The organism is Magnetococcales bacterium, assembly GCA_015228935.1.
Classification (GTDB): domain Bacteria; phylum Pseudomonadota; class Magnetococcia; order Magnetococcales; family DC0425bin3; genus HA3dbin3.
The window spans coordinates 13,802-39,668 of sequence record JADGCO010000037.1 but is presented as its reverse complement, the minus strand read 5'-3'; the positions used below and the strand labels follow the sequence as shown (position 1 = coordinate 39,668).

The 25,867-nt window shown below is 54.9% G+C and carries 22 protein-coding genes; 4 read left to right on the top strand and 18 right to left on the bottom strand.

The window, feature by feature from the left end:
- The 5 genes from HQL65_10620 to HQL65_10600 all read right to left on the bottom strand — a co-directional run.
- On the bottom strand, positions 1–365 hold a 365-nt coding region (locus HQL65_10620), incomplete at its 3' end, for a hypothetical protein (GenBank protein ID MBF0136684.1).
- A 441-nt stretch (positions 366–806) separates the two neighbouring features.
- Entirely contained in the window at positions 807–1,532 is a 726-nt protein-coding gene (locus HQL65_10615; GenBank protein ID MBF0136683.1) for a hypothetical protein, read from the bottom strand.
- Positions 1,533–1,707: 175 nt separating this feature from the next.
- Positions 1,708–2,502 carry a metal ABC transporter permease gene (locus HQL65_10610; protein ID MBF0136682.1) on the bottom strand — a complete coding sequence of 265 codons (795 nt, stop codon included), beginning with the start codon at positions 2,500–2,502 and terminating at the stop codon, positions 1,708–1,710.
- A gap of 33 nt (positions 2,503–2,535) precedes the next feature.
- Positions 2,536–3,309: an ATP-binding cassette domain-containing protein gene (locus tag HQL65_10605; protein MBF0136681.1), complete on the bottom strand. Its 774-nt coding sequence runs from the start codon at positions 3,307–3,309 to the stop codon at positions 2,536–2,538.
- On the bottom strand, positions 3,306–3,803 hold the full coding sequence (locus tag HQL65_10600) for a transcriptional repressor (protein MBF0136680.1): 498 nt from the start codon (positions 3,801–3,803) through the stop codon (positions 3,306–3,308). Before HQL65_10600 ends, HQL65_10605 begins: the two co-directional genes overlap by 4 nt.
- Before the next feature lie 152 nt (positions 3,804–3,955).
- Here HQL65_10600 and HQL65_10595 point away from each other — a divergent pair, with 152 nt between their 5' ends.
- Positions 3,956–4,981 carry a zinc ABC transporter substrate-binding protein gene (locus HQL65_10595; GenBank protein MBF0136679.1) on the top strand — a complete coding sequence of 342 codons (1,026 nt, stop codon included), beginning with the start codon at positions 3,956–3,958 and terminating at the stop codon, positions 4,979–4,981.
- 111 nt (positions 4,982–5,092) lie between these two features.
- Here the strand turns inward: HQL65_10595 and HQL65_10590 are convergent, their stop codons facing one another.
- From HQL65_10590 to purB, 8 genes are all read right to left on the bottom strand, one after another.
- The gene (locus tag HQL65_10590; GenBank protein MBF0136678.1) at positions 5,093–5,293 is read right to left on the bottom strand and encodes a hypothetical protein; all 201 of its coding nucleotides are present in this window, start codon (positions 5,291–5,293) and stop codon (positions 5,093–5,095) included.
- Positions 5,294–5,396: 103 nt separating this feature from the next.
- Positions 5,397–5,831: a DNA-binding protein gene (locus HQL65_10585; GenBank protein ID MBF0136677.1), complete on the bottom strand. Its 435-nt coding sequence runs from the start codon at positions 5,829–5,831 to the stop codon at positions 5,397–5,399.
- 54 nt (positions 5,832–5,885) lie between these two features.
- Entirely contained in the window at positions 5,886–6,740 is an 855-nt protein-coding gene (locus tag HQL65_10580; GenBank protein ID MBF0136676.1) for a hypothetical protein, read from the bottom strand.
- A gap of 8 nt (positions 6,741–6,748) precedes the next feature.
- Entirely contained in the window at positions 6,749–7,285 is a 537-nt protein-coding gene (locus tag HQL65_10575; protein MBF0136675.1) for a hypothetical protein, read from the bottom strand.
- Between the two features lie 123 nt (positions 7,286–7,408).
- The gene (zapE, locus tag HQL65_10570; protein MBF0136674.1) at positions 7,409–8,680 is read right to left on the bottom strand and encodes a cell division protein ZapE; all 1,272 of its coding nucleotides are present in this window, start codon (positions 8,678–8,680) and stop codon (positions 7,409–7,411) included.
- A gap of 18 nt (positions 8,681–8,698) precedes the next feature.
- Positions 8,699–9,712 (bottom strand): NAD-dependent epimerase/dehydratase family protein, encoded by a 1,014-nt coding sequence (locus HQL65_10565; protein ID MBF0136673.1) that lies wholly within the window; start codon positions 9,710–9,712, stop codon positions 8,699–8,701.
- Positions 9,713–9,959: 247 nt separating this feature from the next.
- Positions 9,960–11,057, bottom strand: a complete 1,098-nt coding sequence (locus HQL65_10560) for a radical SAM protein (GenBank protein MBF0136672.1) — start codon at positions 11,055–11,057, stop codon at positions 9,960–9,962.
- A 17-nt stretch (positions 11,058–11,074) separates the two neighbouring features.
- Positions 11,075–12,445, bottom strand: a complete 1,371-nt coding sequence (gene purB, locus HQL65_10555; GenBank protein ID MBF0136671.1) for an adenylosuccinate lyase — start codon at positions 12,443–12,445, stop codon at positions 11,075–11,077.
- Between the two features lie 277 nt (positions 12,446–12,722).
- On the opposite strand from purB, the gene HQL65_10550 reads away from it, so the two are divergent.
- From HQL65_10550 to HQL65_10540, 3 genes are all read left to right on the top strand, one after another.
- Positions 12,723–14,012 (top strand): ankyrin repeat domain-containing protein, encoded by a 1,290-nt coding sequence (locus HQL65_10550; protein MBF0136670.1) that lies wholly within the window; start codon positions 12,723–12,725, stop codon positions 14,010–14,012.
- 423 nt (positions 14,013–14,435) lie between these two features.
- Positions 14,436–15,542 (top strand): efflux RND transporter periplasmic adaptor subunit, encoded by a 1,107-nt coding sequence (locus tag HQL65_10545; GenBank protein MBF0136669.1) that lies wholly within the window; start codon positions 14,436–14,438, stop codon positions 15,540–15,542.
- Positions 15,539–18,601: an efflux RND transporter permease subunit gene (locus HQL65_10540; GenBank protein ID MBF0136668.1), complete on the top strand. Its 3,063-nt coding sequence runs from the start codon at positions 15,539–15,541 to the stop codon at positions 18,599–18,601. Before HQL65_10545 ends, HQL65_10540 begins: the two co-directional genes overlap by 4 nt.
- Before the next feature lie 37 nt (positions 18,602–18,638).
- On the opposite strand, the gene HQL65_10535 is transcribed toward HQL65_10540, so the two are convergent.
- From HQL65_10535 to HQL65_10515, 5 genes are all read right to left on the bottom strand, one after another.
- A complete protein-coding gene (locus tag HQL65_10535; protein MBF0136667.1) occupies positions 18,639–19,667 on the bottom strand; it encodes a hypothetical protein in 1,029 nt (342 codons plus the stop codon).
- 20 nt (positions 19,668–19,687) lie between these two features.
- Positions 19,688–20,662 carry a hypothetical protein gene (locus tag HQL65_10530; protein ID MBF0136666.1) on the bottom strand — a complete coding sequence of 325 codons (975 nt, stop codon included), beginning with the start codon at positions 20,660–20,662 and terminating at the stop codon, positions 19,688–19,690.
- Positions 20,663–22,396 carry an ABC transporter ATP-binding protein gene (locus HQL65_10525; protein MBF0136665.1) on the bottom strand — a complete coding sequence of 578 codons (1,734 nt, stop codon included), beginning with the start codon at positions 22,394–22,396 and terminating at the stop codon, positions 20,663–20,665.
- Between the two features lie 91 nt (positions 22,397–22,487).
- Complete coding sequence (locus HQL65_10520) at positions 22,488–25,082, bottom strand: nitrite reductase (protein ID MBF0136664.1); 2,595 nt, start codon at positions 25,080–25,082, stop codon at positions 22,488–22,490.
- Between the two features lie 96 nt (positions 25,083–25,178).
- Positions 25,179–25,802, bottom strand: coding sequence for a cytochrome b/b6 domain-containing protein (locus HQL65_10515; protein ID MBF0136663.1), 624 nt, complete (start codon positions 25,800–25,802; stop codon positions 25,179–25,181).
- Positions 25,803–25,867 lie beyond the last annotated feature (65 nt).

The window sequence follows — 25,867 nt, the reverse complement described above, 5'->3', positions numbered from 1 at the left end:
GCCTTGTCATCCGCTTCCTGGAGCAGGCGTCTGGCCTCCTGGAACTCATGTGCCATTCTGGCTTGCGCTTTGTCATCTGCTTCCTGCAGCAGGCGTCTGGTTTCCTGAAGGTCATGTTCCAGTCTGGCCTCTGCCTCTTGCGAGAGTCGTCTGGCCTCTTGGATGTTGCGTTCCAGTCTGGCGTCTGCTTCCCGGGACAAACGTCTGGCTTCTTGGATATCGCGTTCCGATCTGGCTTCCGCTTCCCTGAGCAGGCGTCTGGCCTCCTGGAAATCGTGTTTTGTCCTGGCCTCCGATTCCCGAAACAGTTGATTGGTCTCGTGAAAAAGTTTCCAGATATCATCGATGGTCAGGGTTTGGGACATGGAGTTCCTCCAGAGCGTGAACGACAACATTTCTCGGATTCGGTACAACACTCGGTCGTGTCCTATGTTGACCTAACAGGTCTAGCCGGGAACAAGACCCACTCTTCAGTTGACCATACGTGATCCGCAAGACCTGCTGCCATAGCTGGTGTTCGGGCCTTCCACCTCCCCAGTTCCTTGATGCGCAAGGTCCGAACTGGCCAGCAAAAATTGTAGCCATACCCGACAAAATATGTCAGTGCGTTGTGAACATCCCAATTTTTAGAAAATTTTAACGTTTTCCTTGCTTTACGAGCATTTTAATGCCGGTCTGTTCCGTTGTGCCGTTCAACAAAGGAAGTGTTGATCGTAGAGCTGACACTCGACCGAAAAAGCAGCATAGCCAGAAGGGCGAATGTCCCAAATACCAGTGTTCTCAACACACTGACCACGCATCCACCTTCACGGGTCTTTCGGACTGTTGCATAGCACAGATTCCCTGGCATTTTTCGTTTGGTTTTTTTTTCTCTGACGATGTTCAGGATGTTGATCTTCAACAGTATAGGCTGCTTTGATGGCCGATTTGCAGGGAGCATGCTCGTCAGATGTCAGCAACAAGTCAGTTCGCCCCTCTGTTCGTTTTTTTACTTCAGAAACAACTTTGTGGCATTTTTCCGCAGTTCGCTTGCCAGGAACAACGGCCAACATAAGTCTATGTTCTGCGTCAAGTGCGGTGTGATCCCAATTATCCCCCTGATCCTCGATACCTGGTGCGCAATGAGCCTCTTTTTGAAAAACAAATCCCCACTTTTCATCAAATTGCACTTCCTTGGTTGCAGGGGATATGGCAACAAGTTCATCGTGCAACCTGAACCCGTGACTCCCAGCAAGACGGGAGTACCGTACAACGGTGTCAGGCGACACACCAACCAAACGGCCAGTACTTCGGACACCACAACCGTCACGCAGATGTTTCAGGAGTGAAACTGCTTTACCTGTTTCCAATCGGCTATGTTCAAGCACGGTGCCTTTTCGTTCGGAAAAATATTTACGGCATGTTTTGCAAAACAAGCCTCGAATCTGTTGTTTATGGCCGCTATAGCCATGCCGCCTGAGGTTCCTCTTTCCTCGGATCCCCGCATCCGGGCAATCTGGGTTCTGGCAACAAAAAGCTTCCAAGGGCAGCATATTTTTCTCCTTCCATGGCAATGTCACCGAGTCGAAGAAAATTTACACCATACCAGGCAATTAGGTCAATGTCGGGCACCACCCAGTTTTGGCCATGGGTTGTCTCCTGGGTCATCGAGTGTGATCTGTTTGTATCCCATCGGGGGGAAGATGTGGATCGTTGACCGCTTACCCTTCAGCGTTTTTTTTGCGGATAGGCAAGCGTGACCACAAATAAGAGACCCGCTGCCAGCACGATGGAGGGACCCGAGGGGGTATCCCATGCCAGGGAGGCGGACAAGCCGAGAATCACGGCCACACAACCCAACAGGGCGGCCAGAAACGCCATGATTTCTGGGGAAGGGGCAAAGCGGCGGGCCGTGGCTGCCGGAATGATCAGCAGGGAGGTCAACAACATTACCCCGATCACTTTCATGGAGAGCGCAATGACCAGGGAAAGAAGCAGCATGTAGATCATTTGGACCCGGGCGGCGGGGACTCCTTCGGCACGGGCCAGGTCTTCATGTACCGTGATGGCCAGCAGTGGTCGCCAGATCAGCGCCAGAATGGCCAGGGCAAGCCCACCTCCGCCAAAGATCAAAATGATTTCCTGACGATCCACTGCCAGAATATCCCCAAAGAGATACCCCATCACATCGACGCGCAGCCAGGAAAGCAATCCCAGAACCACCAGACCGGCAGCCAGGGAGAGGTGAGAAAGAATTCCCAACAGGGTATCCGTGGCCAGACCCGGACGCCGTTGCAAGGTGAGCAGCAATAAGGCCACCAGAATGGTCACGGTCACGACTCCCGGGACAGTTCCCCACGAAAACATCAGGCCAAGGGCCACCCCCAGCAGGGCCGAATGGGCCATGGTGTCGCCAAAATAGGCCATCCGCCGCCAAATGACAAAACACCCCATGGGACCCGCCACCAGGGCCACGCCAACACCTGCCGCCAGGGCACGCCAAAGGAACTCATCGAATAACATGCCGACCTCTGCAAACAATCGGGTGGGTCAGGATCAAGTCGGTTTCTCCGCACAATCGCAGTGGGCGTGAGGGGGACGGTCAGGATGTTGGCTCCGGGCATGGCGATGGGCGTAGATGGCATAGGCCGAAGCTGCATGCGGGCCAAACAGGCGGGCATATTCCGGATCACGACTCACGGTCTCTGGGGCACCGGCACAACAAACATGCCCATTCAGGCAGATCACCCGGTCGGTGGCCCCCATCACCACATGCAAATCATGCGATACCAGCAGAATGCCGCAACCACGCCGGCTGCGAATGGTGCCGATCAATTCATACATGGCCCCTTCCCCGGCAAAATCGACGCCCTGGACGGGTTCATCGAGGACGAGCAGATCCGGTTCACGCAGCAGGGCACGCGCCAGCAGGACCCGTTGCATCTCGCCGCCCGACAATCTGGCAACCGGCGCGGCAACCAGATGGGCGACGCCGGTCTCTGCCAATGCTTCCTGCAAGGCTGCCAATGAACGACGGTCGGTCAGGGTCATGAAACGGGCAACAGTCAGGGGGAGGATTGGATCCAGCGGCAAACGTTGCGGGACGTATCCGATCCGAATCCCCGGGCGGCGGACCACATCTCCTGAATCGGGTGGCATCAGGCCCAGCAATACCCGGATCAGGGTGGTCTTGCCTGCCCCGTTGGGACCGATGAGCGTCACAATCTCCCCGGGCAAAACGCTCATTTCCACGCTGGAGAGAACCCGCACGCCGCCCATGGTCAGGACCACACCCGAGGCGGTTACCAGGGGCGATGCATCCTTGTTCATGGGGTCTGTCCCACAGGTTCTCGACAATGCCGACACACCCCGGCCACCTCGACCAGCAGTGTGGCCACCGTAAATTCCGCCATGGCGGCTTTTTCCTGGATGGAGTGCCAGACCGCCGCACTGCTCATTTCGGCAACCGTGGCACAATGCCGACATACCAGAAAATGGGCACCGTGGTCGGCTCCCGGATGTCGGCAGGCCACATAGGCATTCAAACTGGCCAGACGATGCACCAAACCCTGGGCCATCAAAAATTCCAGGGCACGATAGACCGTCACCGGGGCCGGCAAGGGTCCTCCAGGTGTCATCATCTCCAATATGTCATAGGCTCCTACGGCCTTGTGACTGCTGGCAATGATTGCCAAAACCCGTTGCCGCTGAGGTGTCAGACGCAGGCGGCGTTCCCGGCAAATGCGTTCTGCATCCTGGAGGGTTTTTTGCAGACAGCGTTCATGATCGTGATCCCGTTCCAGAAAGACTGGCAGCAGCCCCATGTGTGACACACCTTTCGTGAATGCATGGCGGGAGATTTTACGCTCCTGAGCCATTTTTTTCGCAACCCATGGTCCAGCGCAAAATGTTATGATATAACATTTCCATGCCCAAGGCAATCAGGCAGGCAAGTGATTTTTGGGGAGGCAGATTCATGTCGCCAGGATTTGTTTTGCTTTGCGGTCTTATCTGGACATTTTTGACTTCTTCTGTCCTGGCGGCAACAAGCGCTGCCGATGGCTTGGTTGTGGTCACCATCAAGCCTGTGCATTCTCTGGTAGCGGGCATCATGGAGGGGTTTGCCACACCCACCCTGCTGCTGAATGGTGCGGCTTCCCCCCACACCTACACTTTACGGCCTTCGGATGCCCGTGCCCTGGAAAAGTCGCGGTTGATCGTGCGGGTGGGCAGGGAATTGGAATTGTTTCTGGAGCGTCCCCTGGCATCACTGGCGGCACGGAGCCGGGTCGTGGCCATGCTGGAACTTTCTGACCTGCATCGCCTGCCCAGTCGGCAGGGAGGGGTTTGGGATGCTGCCCATGGGCATGATGATCAACCCCGGGATGCCAAGGCCAACCATCAACATGACAATGGGCCCCGGGATGCCAAGTCTGACCATGGACATGACAACGATCCCCATGCCGACCATGACCAGGCAACGCTTGTGGATCCCCATGTCTGGTTGGATCCTGAAAATGGACGGGTTCTGGTGGCAGCCCTGGTCCGTATTCTTGGTGACGTTTGGCCGGAACAAAAAAATTTGTTTGAACGTAACGGGCAGCGGGTGCAGGAACGGTTGCAGGCCATGGATCTGCAATTGCGAAATCTCCTGCTTCCCGTGCGCGACCGTCCTTTTATCGTGTTCCACGATGCCTATCAATATTTTGAAACCCGCTATGGACTTGCCGGAGTCGGCACGATCACCCTGCGTCCGGAACAGCCCCCCGGGGCGCGTCGCATTCAGGAGCTGCATCAGCGGCTGCGACAATCCAAAGTGGTATGCCTGTTCAGTGAACCCCAGTTTCAACCGGCCATGATCCAGGGTTTGTTCAAGGATTTTGACGTGCGTCTGGGTGTTTTGGACCCGCTGGGCAGTGCCCTGCAACCCGGACCGGATGCCTATTTTCAGATGCTGGAAAATCTGGCTGCCGACCTGCGGCAATGTCTTGCCGGCAATTGAAAAAATGGCCAAAAAAAAGCCATTCTTTCCAACAGGCAAGAATGGCTCCAGTAAATCCTGTGTACTCAATGGAGGTACATGGTGCTGATACAAGAAATGCAAGACGGCTGCCTACCCCACCACGTTTAAATTATTTCCTACATGGGGAGGATTGCCTCCGGAACTTTTGGGTTCGGATGTTTCTTGCACTTTTGTTTCAGCCGCTTCACCGGCACCTTGTTCTTCTGAGGGACTGGCCTGGCGCGTTACGGATGCCTGGCGTGTACTCTGCGGGTTTTGTACCGCACTTGCCGCATCGACCGACACACTCATGAAATTCTCCTTGCATGGGGAAGGAAATGGATTGCCACCCGTGTGGACACAGTCCATTTCATTATCGGCCTGTCAACCAGGAAAAATAATCGGAAAAAAGGGTCTATGCACTCTCTCCCTTCCACAGATACAAACCTGTCACCGGATCCAGGGCACGAGAAAATTCCGTGGAAGCAAAAGACCGGATCAAAATTTCTCCTGCAAATACAATTGTCCCAGGTGCGAGATGGCCGCCGTAAGCCGCGCCTTTGTGATCGGCAAACGTGATGTGGGCATGGACAAAGGGCTGTCCATCCCTGGATGAAATGTTGCCAACCAGATGGGTGATTTCAAGAGGGGCATCCAGGTCAACATAGCGATATTCCTGCGTATTCTGATCATAAAATCCGACCCTGGCCCTTTTGACCGCTCCCAACCCTTCCAGCCAGCCCGAGGTGATGTTTTTTTCCTGGCAGATCCGGTTCAGTTCTTCCAGCAGATCACTGTCGTGAGTCAGCTTGCCCATGAATATCCTGTCGGGTTTTACTTCGAGCAGCATGGAATCTCTCCTTAACTTAAGGCTATAATGCAACCAGATGATATATATAAACATTTATGTTGGCGTATCACCGGCTGCAAGAAAGTAACCAGCCGGATGTTCCCGCAAGCTGAGATATTCCAGTCGCCATTGAATAACTCTGCGAAGGTCAGCAAGACTGAATTTATCATCGGCCACAGCTGTGCATTTTTCAAGGGCAATTTCTGTTGTTGCACCAAATTTGCCAAATGCATGAATAAAAAGTTCGTACAACGCACGTGAAATTTTTTCAGCCGATCTTGTGGCCTCCAGGCCACCTTCTATCACATCATATACAATCGACATGGATAGGACGTATGGGACCCCCTCTGGTAATTCAGAGAGTTTTCCATCTCCAAAATCCAAAAAAATTCCAACTAAATATTTGCTTTCCGATTCAATGATTTTTGCAATGTGTTTTTCTACGGTTTTTTGTTTATACTTTTTTCTGAGCCTTTTTTCAAACGCATTTGGGAACGCCGGTCTGCCATACCGTGAACTAAGCCACTGTTTTAAAACTCTTTTTCCATCATGTGACAGAACAAGGTCCCCGCTTGGGCGCATGATGTCGGTAAAGTTACTCTTTTCAAAAGACAATCGTTCTGAAAACTTTAATTCAACACAGATGACCCTTGCCGATTGTGTCGCATATTCCAAATGAAGGCAACGGGGATGACGGGCTTTGGCAAAATTTTGATTCATTTCAGGTATTATAGAGCCAACGATCATCTCGACTGAAAGTTCCCCGTCATATCGCAAGTCGCAATCGTGAGAAACAATAACCACACACTGAGTCGATTCAATGGATTCAATAAGCCGATGGGCATCATGAGCTTCCAGAATGCATCCTTGCTCCCATTCCACATTGCTATCACGATCAAATGTACCCACATCTCGCCTCAATTCGTTTCAAGTGAACCAGGTATGGAGATATAGGATTGCCAATCATTTGTTGGTTTTGCTTTTGATGAAGAAAGTCCAGAATTTTTGTAAGACAACTCCATTTCTCTCTCCATATTTACTAAAAAATCAACTTCTTTACTAAACTCATGGCCTGATTTTAATAAGCTCAAAAGAGATTGTCCTGCAAAAGTTTTTATTTTCATCAAGCCTCCCGCTTGAATGATCCCTGAATTTTTGAATAGAGTAACTATATGGCTTAATTTAATAATCATGCCATGTTTTTCAACTTCTGGATCTGATTCTTTCATAAACCATCTATAAATTGTTTGTTGTGACACATCAAAAAGAGAAGCCAAATCGGCATATGAAAGGTCGGGTATCGAGCGAATATTTTCAATATGGTCAACCGGGATGCGGACATTGGCATGGCCGGAACGGTCGATTTTGTCATCCATTTCCACGGTATCTGCTGGATGCAGGGGATCCTGTGCCAAGTCATCAAAGGCCAGTGCATGGGACATTCTGCTGCTCATGGTATCCTCTCTGACGAGAAAACAGGTCCAGGAAATGTAGAACCTTGAGTATAACTCTCTCATGTCTCTTCGCCAATACAAAAATCGGGCGGGGAACGTGGGCATTCTGCCTTGGATTTTCAGTTATAAACGCATCAATTCATGCATGCGTGACGCCGATCTTTGAAAGGCGAAGGCCACGGGTCCTGTGGTGCAGAGATGATCCAATGCGACGTCGCTGAAGATGCGCAGGGGGATACGGCTTTCGTAGAGGAGATCGATCAACACGACCAGGCGCATGGCGGCATCGGCGGCTTCCGGACCCAGTTTGGGCACGGCGGAAATGAGGAGGGTTCCGGTCTGTTGGACCAGATCCATGTATTCGGCCACGCCGATGGCCCGATTGCACAGGGTGTTGAAATCAAACCAGAACACCCTTTTTGCGGCACCCAGAGCCGTCAGTTCCATTCCCTGGAAGGAGACCGGGACCGGTTCGGGAATCGTGCCGGTCAGCCAGGTAAACAACGCTTCGGGAGTATGGGGCCGTTCCTGTTCGTCCGACGTTTCACCGACGACACGGCTGCGCCGCCAGTCTGCTCCCTGGGAGAGATTCACGGCCTGGGCATGATCGGTCAGAATCTTGATGAAAGGCATGAAACGGCCCCGGTTGAGACCCTCCTGATAGAGGTCTTCCGGGGGCCAGTTGCTGGTGGCGCAGAGCGTCACGCCGCATTTGAACAGTGCTTCCAGCAAACGTCCCAACAGCATGGCATCGGCAATATTGGTGACGCAAAATTCGTCAAAACACAACAAACGGGCCTCGGTGGCGATCTGGCTGGCAATAAACAGCATGAGATCGACCCCTTGTGGAGGCTTGTTTTGATGCATGCGTTCCTGAAGTTCGCGCATGAAGGGCTGAAAATGGACCCGCCGTTTGGCCGTGATTTCGGTGGCGTCAAAAATCAGTTGCATGAGCATTGATTTGCCGCGTCCGACCGATCCAAACAGGTAGAGACCTCTGGGCACGGGACGTTGATTGTCCAGACGCCAGATTTCCACACCCCGCCACATGCCTCTTTTGGCCGGCTGGTGCAGGGCCACCACGAGACCATCCAGGATGGGCAGGACGGCGAGCTGGTCAGCATCGGGACGCAACTGACCTTCTTCCAATAATTCATGGTAGAGAAAGGAAGGGGTGACAAAATCAGCCGCAGGCAGGATCAGAGAGTCGTCGGCAGACGTATCGGCAACCGGTTCCGGATTCGAAGAGACGGTTTGTGCAACTGGCAAACCTGTCGAACCCGGAGGTCCAGCCTTTTTTTTGTTGCGACCCCACAAGGCCACGGCCAATACCCCAACCATGGCCAAGAGTGACAAAACAATACCCGATGGACCTGCAAAGGAATCTGGATTCATGGCATGGCTTCAACGCGGTTATGTATGGGATGTTCCATCCTTGTCCCTGTCCAGGTAACGGAACCAGGTGGCTGTGGCCTTGGCGATGGAGTCCGGTTCCCAGACCGGGGCCGTGCGCCAATCTTCCAGGCGTTCCAACATTTGTGCCACTCCCGTTGCAAAAGGAACCTGCGCCTGCCATCCCAATAAATCGTGGATTTTACGGATATCGGCAAAGGTGATATCGGGTTCGCCGGGGCGTTTGGGCAGGTGGACCACCTCCCGGCACCCCAACAATTCCACCAGCCGGTTGACGCTTTGGTGGGCACCGCTGCCTACATTCATGGCTTCACCGCTTACCTGGGAGGCCGCCGCAGCCAGAAAGGCCCGCGCCACATCGGTCACAAAGGTGAAATCCCGGCTCTGGCTGCCGTCTCCGACCACGGTCAGGGGTTTGTTGTTGAGTTTCTGGGCGAGAAATACCCCGAATACGGCTCCATAGGCTCCGGTGGTCCGGGAGCGGGGACCATAGACGTTGAACATGCGCAGGGAGATGGCCGGCAAACGATAGGTGCGTGCCCAGTGCAGGACAAGTTCCTCGCCCATGTATTTGGTCAGGGCGTAGGGATATTGGGCACGCATGGGGGCGGTTTCCGGCGTCGGATAGTGGTCCGGAATGCCATAGGACGAGGAGGATGCCGCATAAACGAGGCGTTGCACTCCGGCGGCCCGGGCACTTTCCAGGACCTGGAGGGTTCCCTGGACATTGACGGCAAAATAGCGTTCCGGCTGTTCGATGGAGGGGACAATGTCCGCCAACCCGGCCAGGTGAAACACCCAATCCACTCCCGCCATGCAACGGTCCAGATCCGCACGTTGTAAAATGCTGGTTCGATGGAGCGTCAGACGTGGATGGCCTTCGAATTCACGCAGATTTTCCGGGCGTCCGGTGGAAAAATCATCCACCAGGCGCACACCATGTCCTTCGGCCAACAGCAATTGACAAAGATGGCTGCCAATGAACCCGGCACCCCCGGTGACCAATGTCATCATGGAACAGGCTCTCCTTTACAAAAAAAGGTATGAAAAACCGGCCTATTTTAGTAAACGTTTGAAAAACTGGGAAGGAGGCCCAGGAGGAAGGGCTGTGCCCTTCCTCCTGGCGGGGTTTGGGGCGGAGCCCCAACAAAGTCTTCCATGTCAAATCCTTATAATGAAGGGGTTCTGAATGGTTACAAAAAACGAATGAAAACAGATATCTTTGTAGCCTAAATAAAAAATTTTTATCCACGGACGGGGTTCAGATAAAATTGACATGAGGAATTTTATGGGCCGTCATCTGGTACAGATAGCGATTGATGGCGTCCATCCGGCAGTTTCGCCGACATGCACCGATATCGAGCTGTGTGCGGACAAACTCGAATCCCTGCTGCCGTTTTTCTCCTTCCCAGATTTCCTGGAAGGTTTGGTGATTGATGTTGCCATATTCGAAGCGTTTGTCCAACAGAAAGGCGCTGCACCCGGAAACCGTGCCATCGGCCATGATGTAGGCCCACAGAAACGGGGTGGCCTGGCACCGCTCGTAACGATCCGTGGCCGTATACTTGCGCATGGTCGCGGCCCGAAAAATCACCTGGAAACGGTCGGTATCCAGGCCTTGCAGTTGACTCTCCAGGGCCACGAGTTCCTGATAGTCGAGTTGGCTGTAGAGACGGGTTTCGCTGAACATGTGCTGGGAATAGGGTTTGATCACGAGATAATCGAGGCCGATTTCATCCCGACAGATGCGTGCCAGTTGGGTCATTTCGTCGGCATTTTCGGGAAGCAGCAGGGCCTGGGCACCGATGACGCAACTCAATCCTGCGGATCGCTTGCGGGCCACGGCAGCGGTCAGGTGCGCCACGACCTGATGAAAATCGCGTTCTTTGGTGCGATGGATGCGGGCGTAGTTTTCCGGGGAGCCGGCATTGATGGAAACCTTCATCCAGGCCAGACACGGCAGGGCAACATCCAGAAAGTCGGGAGGGAAAACGCTGGCATTCGTGGTCAGGGCCACATCGATGCCGGCGGCCTGGGTCATCTGGATGATGGTGCTGATTTCCTTGTGCAACAGGGGTTCGCCCTCGCCGCCATACATGATGCTTTTGACGCCGAGCCGTCCCATTTCCGGCAACCGCTCGCGCAGGATGGCGACTTCCATGCGGTTGGGGGCATAGCCCACATAATCCACCGCGCAGAAGGTACACCGATGGTTGCAGGCCCCGATGGGGGAAATTTCCATATAGATCGGATAGATTCCCCGTGCCTTTTCCCAGGAGTCACCCACCGCCAGCAATTCAGCCGTGCGGGCCGGGTGATAAATCAATTTGTGGCTGTCGATGTGGTAGGCGTCGGCCATGATATGCGTTCGTTGTTTCAAACCGGCAATTTGTCCACCAGGGATGCGGCCAGACCAATATAACTCTCCGGGGTCAGGCGCAGCAACTCTGCCCTGGCTGTTTCCGGAATTTCCAGCCCCTGGATGAAACCGAGCAGAATTTCCCGGGTCACGGAGCGATTCCGGGTCAGCTCTTTGAGACGTTCGTAGGGTTCGGGGACTCCATGGCGGCGCATGACGGTCTGGATGGGTTCGGCCAGAATTTCCCAGGCATCCTGCAAATCCCGGGCAATGCGGTGGGGATCCGCCTCCAGTTTGCCGAGTCCCTTCAGGGTCGAATCACACGCCAACAAGGTGTATCCGCAGCCGATGCCCATATTGCGCAACACCGTGGAGTCGGTCAGATCGCGCTGCAACCGGGAGAGGGGCAGTTTGGCGGCCAGATGTCCCAGAATGGCATTGGCCATGCCCAGATTGCCCTCGGAATTTTCAAAATCGATGGGATTGACCTTGTGGGGCATCGTGGAGGAACCCACTTCGCCTGCCCTGGTCTTTTGCCGAAAATATCCCAGGGAAATGTAGGTCCAGACATCGCGATTGAAATCCAGCAAGACGGTGTTGAAACGGCTCAGGGCCTGAAACAACTCCGCCATGCCATCGTGGGGTTCGATCTGGGTGGTGAAGGTCTGGTGCGTCAACCCCAATCCCTGGACAAACCGTTCCGCCAATCCGGGCCAATCCACTTCGGGATAGGCCACCACATGGGCGTTGAAATTGCCCACGGCTCCGTTGATCTTGCCCGGAATCGGTGTGGCGGCGAACACCTCCCGTTGCCGATGCAGACGGGCGGCCACATTGGCCATCTCCTTGCCCAGGGTGGTGGGCGTGGCGGGTTGGCCATGGGTGCGGGCCAGCATGGCCAGATGGCGATGTTGCCGGGCCAGATCCGCAATCCCCCGGATCACCCGGTCCATCATCGGCAACAACACCTCCTGCCGTGCCTCCTGCAACATCAAGCCGTGCGCCAGATTGTTGATGTCTTCCGACGTGCAGGCAAAATGCAAAAATTCGGCAAACGGTGCCACCGGTGTTCCCTTGAAGCGTTCCTTGAGGAAATACTCCACCGCCTTGACATCGTGATTGGTGGTTGCCTCGATCTCCTTGACCCGTTGGGCATCCGGTTCCGAAAAATCCGTGCTGATCGCAACCAGCATTTCCCGGGTCTTTTTACTGAATGGAGGAATTTCGGGTATGTTGGCTTCGGCGGCCAGGGCTTCCAGCCAGCGCAATTCCACGAGGACCCGCAAGCGGATCAGGCCGAATTCTGAAAAAATTTTTCGCAGATTGGCAACCTTGCTGCCATATCGGCCATCCAGGGGAGAGAGGGCTGTCAATGCATTGAGATCCATTCCCGTCGGCTCCTTGTCAATACGAACAACACGTGGGGGGGGGATGCGCGCAACCGGGGACCATGTCCGGCAGCCTTGCTCGCCTGTCTCCTTTTATATCCCTCCCGACTGGTCAAGAACAAAGTCAAAATTCCGTCTTCCCTCACACTCGGATGTGCAGGTACACTGTGAGGCGACGGGGATGGGTTGATTCGATGATCCACGGAGCGGACCCTATTCCGAGTTTCCTGATTTCCGGAAAGGTCTTCTGATTTTGAGAAAACGCAAGGGAACCTTCATGAAAAAAGAGACTGTTTGGCAATTTTTTCTAGGCTTGGCCATTCTCCTTTATGCGGGCGACAGTTGGTCCATGCGCATGGATGAATGGTTCATCCAGGCGGTCCGCAAGGGTAATGCCGCTGCGGTGCGCATGATGCTGGATCGCAGGATTCCACCGGATTTTCTGTTCAGCGGCGAAGAGGAACATGAAGAGGAACATCACGAGCATGGTCATGAAGGGGGCAAGATCGATGCTGCCGATATCGAACGCCTGAAACATGACGAGGTCATGGATTCGATGAGTGCCTCGGCCCTGATGTGGGCTGCCCGCGAGGAGCATATCCATATTCTGGAAATCCTGGTGGATCGGGGTGCCAACCTGGACATGGTCAATGCGGACAAGGAGACAGCACTCATGTGGGCCGCAACGGCAGGGCGCTTCAATTCCGTGTTGCTGCTCCTGGGCAGCGGGGCCGATCTCTCCCTGCGCGACAAGAATGGTCAGTCAGCCCTGGATCGTGCCCATGCCGGTGGTTGGGGTCGGGTGGCCTCTCTGCTGGAATTGGCGGATACACAAAAATATCTCGCCGACAAGGGCATCTTGAAAGATGGCAACGATAAGGCAAAATCCCGTCCACAGGGTGCCAAGGCGAAAGATGCCAAGGTTGACATGCATGCCACTCATGAACATCATGAGCATGCCGAGGCCGGCGAGCATAAAAAGGGAAGCGATCCCCTGTTTGACGCCGCCGCCAGAGGTGACGCCAAAGAGCTGCGCAAGCTCCTGAGTGGGACAAGCAAAATTGATCCCAACAAACTGGATGAAGATGGGGTATCTCCCCTGATCATCGCCTCTCACGAGGGTCGCTTGCAGGCTGTGCAGACCCTCCTGGAAATGCAGGCCAAAATCAATCTTGCCGACAAAGGGGGAAGAACCCCGCTGACCTGGGCCGCCATGGATGGTCGCGATCTGACGATGCATCTCCTGCTGGCCAATGGGGCCGATATTCGCTCCGTTGACAATAAAGGCCGCAGTGCCCTCCACTGGGCCGCAGCCCACAATCGAACCCGGGAAATGGCCATCCTGATGGATATGGGAGCGCCGCTCAATTTGCAGGACAAGGAAGGAAATGCCCCCCTGCTTATGGCAGCAGCGCATGGACATATCGAGGCGGTGAAACTCCTGCAATCAAGAGGGGCCAATCTGCGCCTGCAAAATACTGCCGGTCAGGATGCCGCCCGGGTGGCCGCCCTGAATCACTACATGGTTCTGGCCGATTATTTGACCGCAGTCCTGAAAAGAAAATAGAAAACCCGTTCGGGTATCGATTCGGTCATGAGACGGCTTCCCTGCGGTTGCATGCAGGGAAGCCGCATGCAAACGGGTTTCGGGGTGATTTTTTTCGAACGAAGAGTCGTCTCTCGGATGGCGATCCGGCCACGGGGCGGATTCACTTGATCAGGGATGATCCGGCCATGGGACAGCTTCCTTGAGGCTCTTTGCGACCGGTATCTGGAATGAAATGTCCTGATGACCGGGAACGAATTGAATCCAGGATGGTTTTCTGAATGGTCGGCAGTGATGGTTGTTGACAGGGATGATCAGGTCAGGAGGAATGGCGCAGCCCTTCCCCTGGATCTCCATCCCGGTTTTTCATTCGTTTTTTCGAAATCAACAAGTTATTAGACAGCCTCTTGGACAGATCCTTCTGTTCGGATTGGGAGATGCAAGATGGAAATGGGTCAACGCCTGTTCGGCATGATGCTGATCCTTGCATGTGCCGGGAGCGTTATGACATGGGGCAAGACATCCACTGCGGCGGCTCCACCCCACGCTGCCGAAGCGAATCCGGTACTGACGGTGACGGTGGCCATGCCGCAACAGGAAAACTGGCCCCTGACCCTGTTGGTCAGTGGCGGCATTCATGCCTGGCAGGAATCTGTGGTGGCCTCGGAGATTGGGGGATTGGCCGTCACCTCCCTGCTGGTGGATGTGGGGAGTCAGGTCAAGCGTGGCCAGGAGTTGGCACGTCTCTCCGATGCGACATTGCAGGCCGTTCTGGTCCAGCACCGTGCCAACGTGGCGCGCACGGAAGCCAACCTCGCTTTGGCCGCAAGCAATGCCAATCGGGCGCGTGACCTCAAAGGCTCCAGTGCCATGTCCGAACAACAATCAACCCAATATTTGCTGACGGAAAAGGCCGTCCGGGCGGAACTGGAGGCAGTCAAGGCGGCCATGGGGGTGGATGAGGTACGTTTGCGGCAGACCCATATCCTGGCTGCCGATGATGGGGTGATCACGGCCCGCAATGCGACACTGGGATCCGTGGTCCAGGTGGGTGGCGACATGTTTCGCCTGTTGCGGCAGGGACGGCTGGAGTGGCGGGCCGAACTCACCGCCGGGCAGATGGCCCGTGTCCAGGCCGGGGTTCAGGCGCGTCTGTCCCTGGACGATGGCCAGACCCTCAACGTTGTGGCACGACAGGTGGCACCGGTTCTCGATCCCAACAACCGCCGGGGTCTGGTCTATTTCGATCTTCCCCCCGGATCTGCATTCCGGGCCGGCATGTTTGTCCAGGGTGAAATCCAGTTGGGAACGACAGGTGCCATGACCCTGCCGCAATCGGCCATCGTCATGCATGACGGCAATGCCTATGTTTTTGAAATGACTACTGGTGAACGTGTGGTCCAACGCAAGATCAGCACCGGACGCCGCCAGGGTCAACGGGTCGAAATCACGGCAGGCGTGCAACCGGATACCCGGGTGGTGGTCGCAGGTGGTGCTTTTTTGCATGACGGAGATCGGGTGCGTGTGGTGACCGGGGATGTGACCCCATGAATGTATCCTCCTGGTCAATCCGCGATCCGGTACCGGCCATCCTGTTGTTCATGTTGCTCACGTTTTTGGGGATCGGGGCCTTTCGCGGGTTGGGGATCCAGAATTTTCCCGATATCGAAGTACCGGTCATCATGGTGGCGGCGACTCTCGATGGGGCGGCTCCCGCCCAATTGGAAACAGATGTTGCACGCAAGATTGAAGATGCCGTCGCCACTCTGGGGGGCGTGGAACATGTCTATACAACGTTGACCGATGGGGTGGTCAGCGTCGGGGTGGAGTTTGTCATCGACAAGAATCCCGAAATCGCCCTCAATGAAGTGCGGAATGCCGTGGACAGTGTCCGGCCCGATCTGCCCCAGGATTTGACCGCCCCGGTGGTCTCGAAAAAAACCACTGCCGGAGGAACCATCCTCGCCTTTGCAGTGGAATCGTCCAACATGGACGAGATGGACCTCTCCTGGTTTGTGGACAACGATGTGGCCAAGGCCGTTTTTGCGGTGCCGGGCGTCGGCAAATTCAGTCGTCTGGGTGGTGTGGAGCGCGAGGTGCATGTGGATCTGGATCCCTTGCGCATGCGGGCGCTGGGCGTGACGGCCACGGATATTTCCAACGCCTTGCGCAAAATCCGCAAGGATGTCTCCGGGGGACGGGGAGATATCGCCGGGACGATCCAATATGTACGCACCCTGGCCGCTGCCGAATCCGTGGCGGATTTGTTCAACCTGGAAATTCCGCTTGCCGATGGTCGGCGGATATCCCTGAGCAGCGTGGCCGGAATCACGGATGGCATTGCCGAACGGGGTTCGGTCGCCTTGCTGGATGGTCGTCCGGTGGTGGGTTTTGAAATCACCCGTTCCAAGGGGCGGAGCGAAGTGACCGTCGCCGAGGCCGTGCGGCAGGCCGTCAAGGAATTCAACGCCAACCATCCGCAAATCCGGATTGTCGAAGCCTACAACACCATTTCCCGGGTGCAGGACAATTACAAGGGATCCATGGAACTGCTCTATGAAGGGGCATTTCTGGCGGTCGTGGTGGTTTGGTGGTTTTTGCGTGATTGGCGGGCGACTTTTGTATCGGCCACGGCCTTGCCGCTCTCCATCATTCCGGCTTTCATCATCATGAAAATATCCGGATTCAGTCTGGACACGCTGACCCTGTTGGCGCTGGCTCTGGTGGTGGGCATTCTGGTCGATGATGCCATTGTCGAGGTGGAAAACATTGTTCGCCACCTGCGCATGGGCAAAAAACCCTATCAGGCGGCCATGGAAGCAGCCGACGAAATCGGTCTGGCGGTGATTGCCACGACTTTTACCCTGGTGGCGGTGTTCATGCCCACGGCATTCATGGGGGGTATACCGGGGATGTTTTTCCGTTCGTTTGGCATCACGGCGGTCAGTGCCATCCTGGCCTCATTGCTGGTGGCCCGGTTGCTGACTCCCATGATGGCGGCCTATATTCTGCGCCCGATTGACCATGATGTTCCCGAGGGGAGAATGTTGCGTGTCTATCTGGTCGCGGCCCGTTTCTGCATGACCCACCGGTTTTTGACTCTGGTGGTGACCCTGATGTTTTTTGTGGGTTCTCTGCGGTTGATTCCACTTCTGCCGACCGGATTCATTCCTGTTTCCGACCGGGGTCAGACCATCGTCACCCTGGAACTCCCTCCGGGCAGTGCCCTGGCCGAGACCCGTGCCGTCACCGAACGCGCCGTGGCCATGTTGCGGGAGATGCCGGAAGTGACAGGGGTTTTTGCCGTGGCCGGCTCGGCGGCAAACCCCGATGGCGGACCATTGGGTGGCGGTTCCTGGAGCGATGTGCGCAAGGCAACCTTGACCGTCAACCTGCTGGATCGCCGGGAACGCACCAAAAAACAGTTCATGATTGAAGATGAAATCCGGCAACGCCTGCGCCTGATTCCGGGTGTTCGGGTGGCCATTGTGGCGGCAGAACCCGGGACCAAGCTTGTGGTGACCCTGGCCAGCGACGATCCCGATGCGCTTGCCGTGGCCGTGAGCGGGGTGAGCCAGGATTTGCATACCCTGCAAGGGGTGGGCAATATTGTCTCGAATGCCTCCCTGGAACGTCCCGAAATCCATGTCGTGCCCGATTTTGCCCGGGCCGCCGATCTGGGCATCACGAGCGATGTGGTTGCCCAGGTCGTGCGTCTGGCCACGGCGGGGGATTACATGGTGTTGCTGCCCAAACTCAATCTGCCCCAGCGTCAGGTTCCCATGCGGGTGCGCATGGAACCGGCCCTGCGGGCAAACCTGGATGCCGTGCGGCAATTGCCGGTGATCACCCGCAATGGCGTGCAGCTTCTGGAAAGTTTTGCCACGGTGCGGATGAGCAGTGGTCCCACCCAGATTGATCGCCTGGACAGAATGCGTCGGGTCGGGACCAACATTGAATTGGGTCAGCGCATCATTGGGGATGTCCTGGCCGAGGTCAACAAAATGCCTTCCTTGAACAAGCTGCCGGCAGGTGTCAAACGCCCGATTGATGGGGATGCGCAACGCATGATGGAGCTGTTCAAAAGTTTTGGTACGGCCATGTCGATTGGCATTCTCTGTATTTACATTGTCCTCGTCTTGTTGTTCCGGGATTTTCTGCAACCGGTCACCATTCTGGCGGCCTTGCCGCTCTCTTTGGGCGGGGCGTTTGTCTCGCTTTTGATCACCCACAACTCGTTTTCGATGCCTTCGGTGATCGGCATTCTCATGTTGATGGGGGTGACCACCAAAAATTCCATCCTGCTTGTCGAGTATGCCATTGTGGCCCGACGCGAGCGAAATCTCAGTCGCATCGAGGCCCTGCTGGATGCCTGCCGCAAGCGTGCCCGGCCCATTGTCATGACGACCATTGCCATGGCAGCGGGCATGCTGCCGGTGGCGCTTGGCCTGGGTGCCGAACCAAGTTTTCGTTCTCCCATGGCCATTGTCGTCATTGGCGGCTTGATCACTTCGACATTTTTATCGTTGCTGGTGATTCCGGTTGTCTTTACCTATGTGGATGACCTGCTCCGGCTGGGGCGGCGTCTGCTGATCAGAAAAAGCGCCTGAGTCGTTCTGCGCCACAGGAGTTTTTTTGCGAGGATATTCAGCCAGGCATAAACATATTTTCCCGTACCGATCTTCCTTTATCTTCGAAAGTTACAAATGATCTGGCCATAATAATGCTTTTTCTGGATTTTAAAATTTTAATTTCCTTAAGCATTTCTTCTCGTGTTTGGCGATTCAAATCCAGGGAAATACCCAAAAAATTGACAAGGCGGCGGATTTCCTCATCAAAATAGTCTTTATCGACATGGTGCCAGAGACTCAGTTCAGGACCATCCAACGAGTAAGAAAAATTTCTTTTAAATTCATTATGATTTCCCATTAAATAATTAATGGAGAGAAAAACACCACGCAGCAAACCTGAACGATCCTGTGTCAACCACCGTTCAGGGTCAACCCCCAAGGGAGGTTGGCGGGTTTGCCAGAAAAATTTTTCAAGATATTCGAGATTTTGAGTAAGAATCTCTGGCCGAAGCCGGGCGAGCATTTCGAGAATATGGGAATTGCGATCAATTTTTACGATGGAAAGATTCTCCTCATCATTTATCCAATAATTGGACAAGGTTCCTTCTATATCGTCACGATCCTCCAATAAATTAAGATAGATTCTCTCAAATTTTAATTGCATTTTTAATATGATAGAATTGTTTGTGTCTATATTAGATAATACCTTTAAAAATGATGGAAAATCATCTAAAACTTTTTTGGAAAAAATTTTTATTTCATCTTTCAATGGTCCCCAGGCTTGCAAACCTTCCAATAATGTCAAAGCATCGACTGCAAGAATCGGCAAGTCAGCATCGGCCTGATGAGCGTCAGGATGGCTGAAGATTTTTAAAAATGGATCCATGATTTTATTGTTCAGCACTTGGAAGATGGTATGGCGAACCTCGGGGGGTCCTTCCAACCAGACTCGGCGGACCACATCCGTCAGGTCCTCCTCTTCTTCGGCAAGAATCGGTCCATCACCCTCAAGAAAACGCTTGCGCATGAGAACCCACAGAGGCTCCTCACCCTCTGCGGCAGTTTCTTTCAGTTTCTTGCGATATTCCTGGCGATAAGTCTCCATGGATGTACCAAACCTTTTGCTCAGAAAGTGCCCACCAATTTGACCATGGTCCGCCTGTTGATTCTGACTGGAACCCGGAGTGGTTTGCAAATGAATTCTGGAACCCCCTTGCCTATTTGCTCTGTGTCATTATTTTGCAAATCGTCCGCCAGGGGACAGGTCATCCCCTGACACTCCAACGTTCGACCTGGAAGAAAAAAAGATTGTTTCTGCTCCAGGGCATCAAGGATTGTTGGTTTCAAAATAAAGACATCGTCAGGTAGATCGAAAGTGACAGCCACCAATCCGATTTTATTTGCGCGATCTTCTTGTGTTGCATATCCCGGCAAAGCCAATATTTTGATCACATCAATCGGATTGGAATGATATCGGTGTGGAGCATCTTTCCATGGTACGATCCATGCGGGAGTTGGATAGCGGTCCATGTTCATGGGATCCAAAGCCTGTGCATCATCCTCTCTGGCCATCCATCCTTCAACGGCTTCATTGTCATGGGCGTTATATATATTATTAAAAAAATAATTGGTTTCACTTCTTATGGATTCAGGTAAAGGCATGATTTTATTTTGTTTATAAATGAAGGCGCGGTAAAAATCATAAACCGAGAGATAACGAGTAAAAAGACGTTCCGAATCAGGTTCTATTTTGCACCGATTGGCCTGGTTACCTGCGAGCTTATAATGTGGAACTTTTTTGGATTGATTTTCCAGTCGGAAAGAGGCAGCCACAATTTTTTTATAACATGCAGAAAATTCGGAATCGTTCAGATTTAAATTTACTGCTGATTGAATGAGGGTACCTATTTGTTGCGCGAAGGCTGCTGCCGGTTTGGGCTGGACATTGTTGCCATGCGATGCAGGAAAATGATCTGGGGAGGGAAGATTTTGGAAATCCAGGGCAATATTATCGGCCAACCGTTGCCATGCATAGTCTGTTCGACTGCGTAATATTTGTACTAATTGTTCCACCACGGCGGACACAATGGACTCTGTCAATTATTTTGATTTGTTTTCTATCTGGAGAATCTTGCCATTGGCCACCTGAAACACCCGGTCGGCGGCCTGGACCAGTTCGGTTTGATGGGTGATGGCCAGGATGGTGACCCGGCCTGCCAAACCCCGTAAAGTCTGACAAATGGCGCGTTCGGTGGGGGGATCGAGGGCTGTGGTGGATTCATCCAGGATGAGCAGGTCGGGATTGCCGAGCAGGGCACGGGCAATGGCAATACGTTGCCGCTGCCCGCCGGAAAGTTTGGAACCCCGTTCGCCAATGACGGTATGCAACCCCTCCGGCAACGACTGGACAAAATCCCAGGCCTCGGCCTGCTGCAACGCGGCCTGGACGGCCTCTAAGGTCACCGAATCATCGCCCAGGGTCAGGTTGGCCAGGATGGTGTCGTGAAACAGGAACATTTCCTGGGGGACGTAGCCAATGCGCCGTCGCCAAGCCCGCAGGTCCATATCGGCCATGGAAAATCCGTCGATGGTAATCTCACCCTGTTGCGGACGATACAGGCCAATGATCATGTCCACCAGGGTGGTCTTGCCGGCCCCCGAGGGTCCGGCAATGGTGACAAACTGCCCAGCCGGAATTTCCAAGGATAAATCCTTCAGCAACTGTTTTTCCCCAAAAGCGAACGACACGTTTTCCATGCGGATGGCCTGGTGAAAACCGGGAGGGGTCCGGCCTTCGCTGCGTTCTTCCTCCGCCTGGGCATGGGTGATCGCTTCGCGCAGGGACCAGTAGGCGCTCTCGACATCCATCAGGTTTTGCAGGTGCAACTGCAAGACGCCAAAGGTGCCGACGATACGACTGAACAGCAGGGCCAGAACCATCAGTACCGACAAGTCAACATGCCAGCGAGTCACGGCCTGATGGATGCCGATGGCCATGAACAAGGCCATGATGGGTTCCGGCATGGAAGCCATGACGTAGCGATTGAATGCCATCTGCCGTTCCGCCAGGTTCAAGCCCTGCACCAGCTTTTCCAGGAAAGGGAGCAGGCGGTTTTCCCGGGCCATGGCCTTGAGGGGCTTCATGCCTTGCAGGGTGTCGGCCAGGCGAATCAGCATCTGGTTGGAAAGACGGGTTTTGTCCTGCCCGGCCCGATGAATGCCATGGACCGTGTTTTTAAGGATGAAATAGATCAACAGACTGACGATGACCGCAGCCAGACACACCTGCCAGGAGAGAAATATGGCCGTGCCCAGCAAGAGTGCGCTGCGAATCAGCGAGGCCGTCATCTCGGTACCCGACATGAAGGCACTGGCTGCCCGGGTGGCCTCCATGCCCAGGGCATTGGAGAGCCGTCCCACCGGCTGTCCGGTAAAATAGCCCCATTTGGCCTCGGTCAAACCACGAATCAGCTCCAGGCGCAAATGGGTGATGATGTGGGCTGCGGCATAGCCTACCAGGGTCATGGCGAAGAGTTTGGTCAGGGCCTTGATCAGCAGGGCCAGCGCAATCACGCCGAGCAGCATGCCCAGGGTGGTGGGCAACCCCAGATACTCCAGGGGTTGCAGAATCAATTTTTGAATTTCGGAAGCAGGTCCTCCGGCAGCTCCCAGGGAGAGATTGAACACCGGCAGCAGGGAGGCCAGCCCCACCCCTTCCATGGTGCTGGAGATGACCAGACAGACCAGGATGGTCAGGCCGCGCCAGGGAAAAAACCGCATCATTTCCCGCATGACCCGCCAGTAGGAAAAAAACGGACGACTTTTTTCGGTCATGGCCTGGATTCTCACCGGTCGGTTTGCAAGGGATCAGGAAACAAAAGGCGGTCCCCCTTTGGGGGACCGCCTTGGCTGGATACTCGGGCGATCAATAGGTTCGCGGTGGATACCCCATCGGCGGCATGTGCGGGCGCATCATGCCGGGATGATGCGGCTGAAGTGGCGCACCGGATGCACCTCCACCGGATGGCTGACCCGATGGCATACCCCCCATGGCGGGTGACGGACCACTTGTTGCCGGTTTCGGCGTTTTGGTTGTCTGGGTGGGCGTGTAGGAAATTTTTTCCAACTCGGGCAACTGCGTCAAATCCCGAATCCGCTCTTCTGGGTAACCCAACGCCTTGAAATTGATGATGCCTTTGGGATCATGACACTCGCGGCACCCGCGACCTTCGCGTTTGATGCCATGATTGATCATCAGGGTCCCCATCTGCCGCATCCAGTGGGATTCGACATTGCGCAACTTGCCATCATCGGTCATGGGATAGATGCCGGACCACTTTTCCACCCCGAAATAGTTCATGAACTCGTTCATCATGTACTGGGTGAAGGGAATCTGATACATCCGCCGGACGATGGGACTCTTGATGGCTTCCACCATGGAGGCCAGGGCATCGCCCTTTTCATAGTAGGTGGGATAGTCAAAGGGGAGGATCATGGCCCCGAACGGTCCCTGGTTGGACATGTCTTCATACATGATTGCATTGAATACCTTGAAGGGGTAGATCCGGCTGTGTCCCTGTTTCATGACGGGCCGGATATTCTCTTCGATCATGCGTTGGCGTTTGGCGAGCATCTCCGGGGTGAGCTGTGTCAGGGGCTGTGTCACCTCGCGCACATAGCGATCCACATCGAGCTCGGGATGTTTTTTCTTGATTTCCAGAGCCGCCTGCCGCACCTGTTCGATGAGTTGCGGATCGTCGATGCGGGCCATCTGGTTCATGAGGGGATTGTAGCCATTGCCGCCCAGGGGATTGTCGCCCAGGGCATTGGCCAGGAAGGTGCCATTGCCGTTGAACCACAAGAACAGGAACCCCTTGCCGGGATCGCCGGAACGCAGGACATCCCGATAGACATAGATGCCTTCCTCTTCGTTCCAGACCGGATGGATCCAGTCCCGCAGCATGACGCTGTCGCTACCCAGATTGTGGATATGACAGGCCTCGCAGGAGACCCGGTCCAGATGACCGTTCAGGATGGCCCGATAGGGTGATTTCAGGTGGGCGGCGTTGGTATGGCATCCCTCGCAGGTGACCTCCCGTTCCGGAAGATCGGTGGCCACCAGATCCACCCCTTTGGTACCCCGGGGTATTTTGTGACCTTGTGGGACATGACAGTCGGTGCAGATCAGACCGGCTGCGGCATGCACGTCATTGTCGGCGGTGATGGAATTGGCCCGCTTGGCACCCGGGTGCAGCAGGCGCGGATTTTCGTAGCCCAGGTTGCGTGGAGCGGCATTGGCGGCCAGATCGGCTTCCAGGTCACCGCCCATGTTGTGCTGGTGGCAGAACATGCAGTTGTCTTTGGTGGGAATACCGACCGTGAGGGCCGCTTTCAGGGTACGATCCTGGTTCCAACGGGTTCCGCCCTCATCCTGGATGACGTGCCGATAGTTCATATCGTAAGCCTGGGCATGACAGATCAGGCAGTCGATTCCCTGCTTGACCTTTTCCGGGACATCGCCCACCGGCATCATTTTTTCCGTGGCCGGATGGTAGCCGCCGCCGATATGGCACTGTCCACACCCTTCACTGCGGGCGAGGGTCCCTTCGGGGTGGCCGGGAATGGCATCGGCTTTGGCGACAGTCCTGGCCTCGGTTGTGGGGTCGGTCTTTTCTTTCCGGGTCGGGTCGGAAGGAACGGTCAAATCACTCTTGATGATGTTGGCCGGTGTGGGTGCGACGCTCTGGACGGTGTTGGCCGGTGCAGGCATGGCGCTCTGGACAGCGCTGGCCGGTGTGGGCAAGGTACTCTTGGCCGGTGCATGCGGGGCGGTGGCTGTGCCTGGCTGGCCAGGTTCCGGCTGGTTTGGACGTGAGGCAGCCAGTTCGGCCCAACCGGTCCAGGAGAACGAACCCGGTACACCACAGGCCCGGTCAATCTTGCCTACCGGAATGGCCCGGGAACCTGCGGCATTGACCTGACGCCCGTCATAGCCGTAGGTGCTGAAACCGGGACCACTGCGCTGGAACTTGAAATGCACCGTTTCCACCACGTCGGTCAGGGTGTCCACATTGGTCACCTTGCCCTTGGCATCTGTCACCTGCATGGTGGCATGGCAGCGCAGGCAGGTGCTGGGACCATCGTATTGCCGGATTCCGGCATCCCGGAAATAACGGATGTGGGGAAAAGGGGTTTCGTGCAGGAAAGACCGGGTTTGCATCAGCATGGTGGTCTTGATGCGCCGGGCAAAGGGGTTGGTTTCCTTTTCCAGGATGCGATTGGCCTGTTGGGCACGATGCTTTTCCGTCAGCTCCCGGGCGATGATTTCAAACTCCGCATCACTGACCGGTTTGGACGAGGCGTAGGTCAGGGTGCGGTTGACGACCCCGGTATATTGTTCAAAAAAATAGGGATAGATCCACTTCTTGCCGGTACCTGCCAGCAGAAGTACGACCACAAGCAGGCCCATGATGGTCATGTGTCCCATGCCACTTTGGGAATTGGCTGTTTTTCCTGTCATCGTGTCACTCCCCCGCACTGGATCGCTGCAAAAAAAGTGGAAAGAACGTGTCACTGCGGATCGGCTCACCGGTCGGTATGTGACACGGACGGCCTTTCAGGCGTCGTCACGGATTTGTTCACCGGTCAGCATTTTACGGAATTCACTGGCCGGGGTTTCACCTGCCGTGGCCAGGTAGATGTGGCCCACGAGAAAAGCGGTGAGAAGGGCAGCCGTAGCCTGATGCAACAGGGCCAGCGGCCAGATGCCACCCCGGTCCAGGATCTGGTCAGGGGCATATTCGGGAAAGAGGAACAAAATTCCGGTCACGACCAGTACCGGCACGAGGCCAAACATGACTCCCAGGTAGGTGACTTGTTGCAATGGATTGAACTTGGCGCACACCGTGGGCGGAAATGGTTGAGGTTTGCCCTGGAAGATATCCACGGCATAAAAGCGGATCTGGGCCAGCATGCGCGGCACGAAACCTTTGTGTTCCGGGAGGTAATGTCGCCAATTCCGGGTAAGCATGGAATTGATCAGGTAGATTCCGTAACCCACGGCCATCAGGACGCCGCAAAGGTTATGCAACATGCGGGCGGTAGGAAACGAGAGGATGCCCAAGGTTGCTTCCGGGAAGTGCAGCACCATGCCCGAGAGCAGGAGAAGCAGAAAATTTCCCGCATTGAACCAGTGCCAGATTCGCAACCATATTGGGTACAACTCGATCATTTTATTCATGTTTCGGTCTCCTGGCAGCAGACGCCCGACCCGATCCGTGCCGGGCGGCATCCGCGAGGATGTGG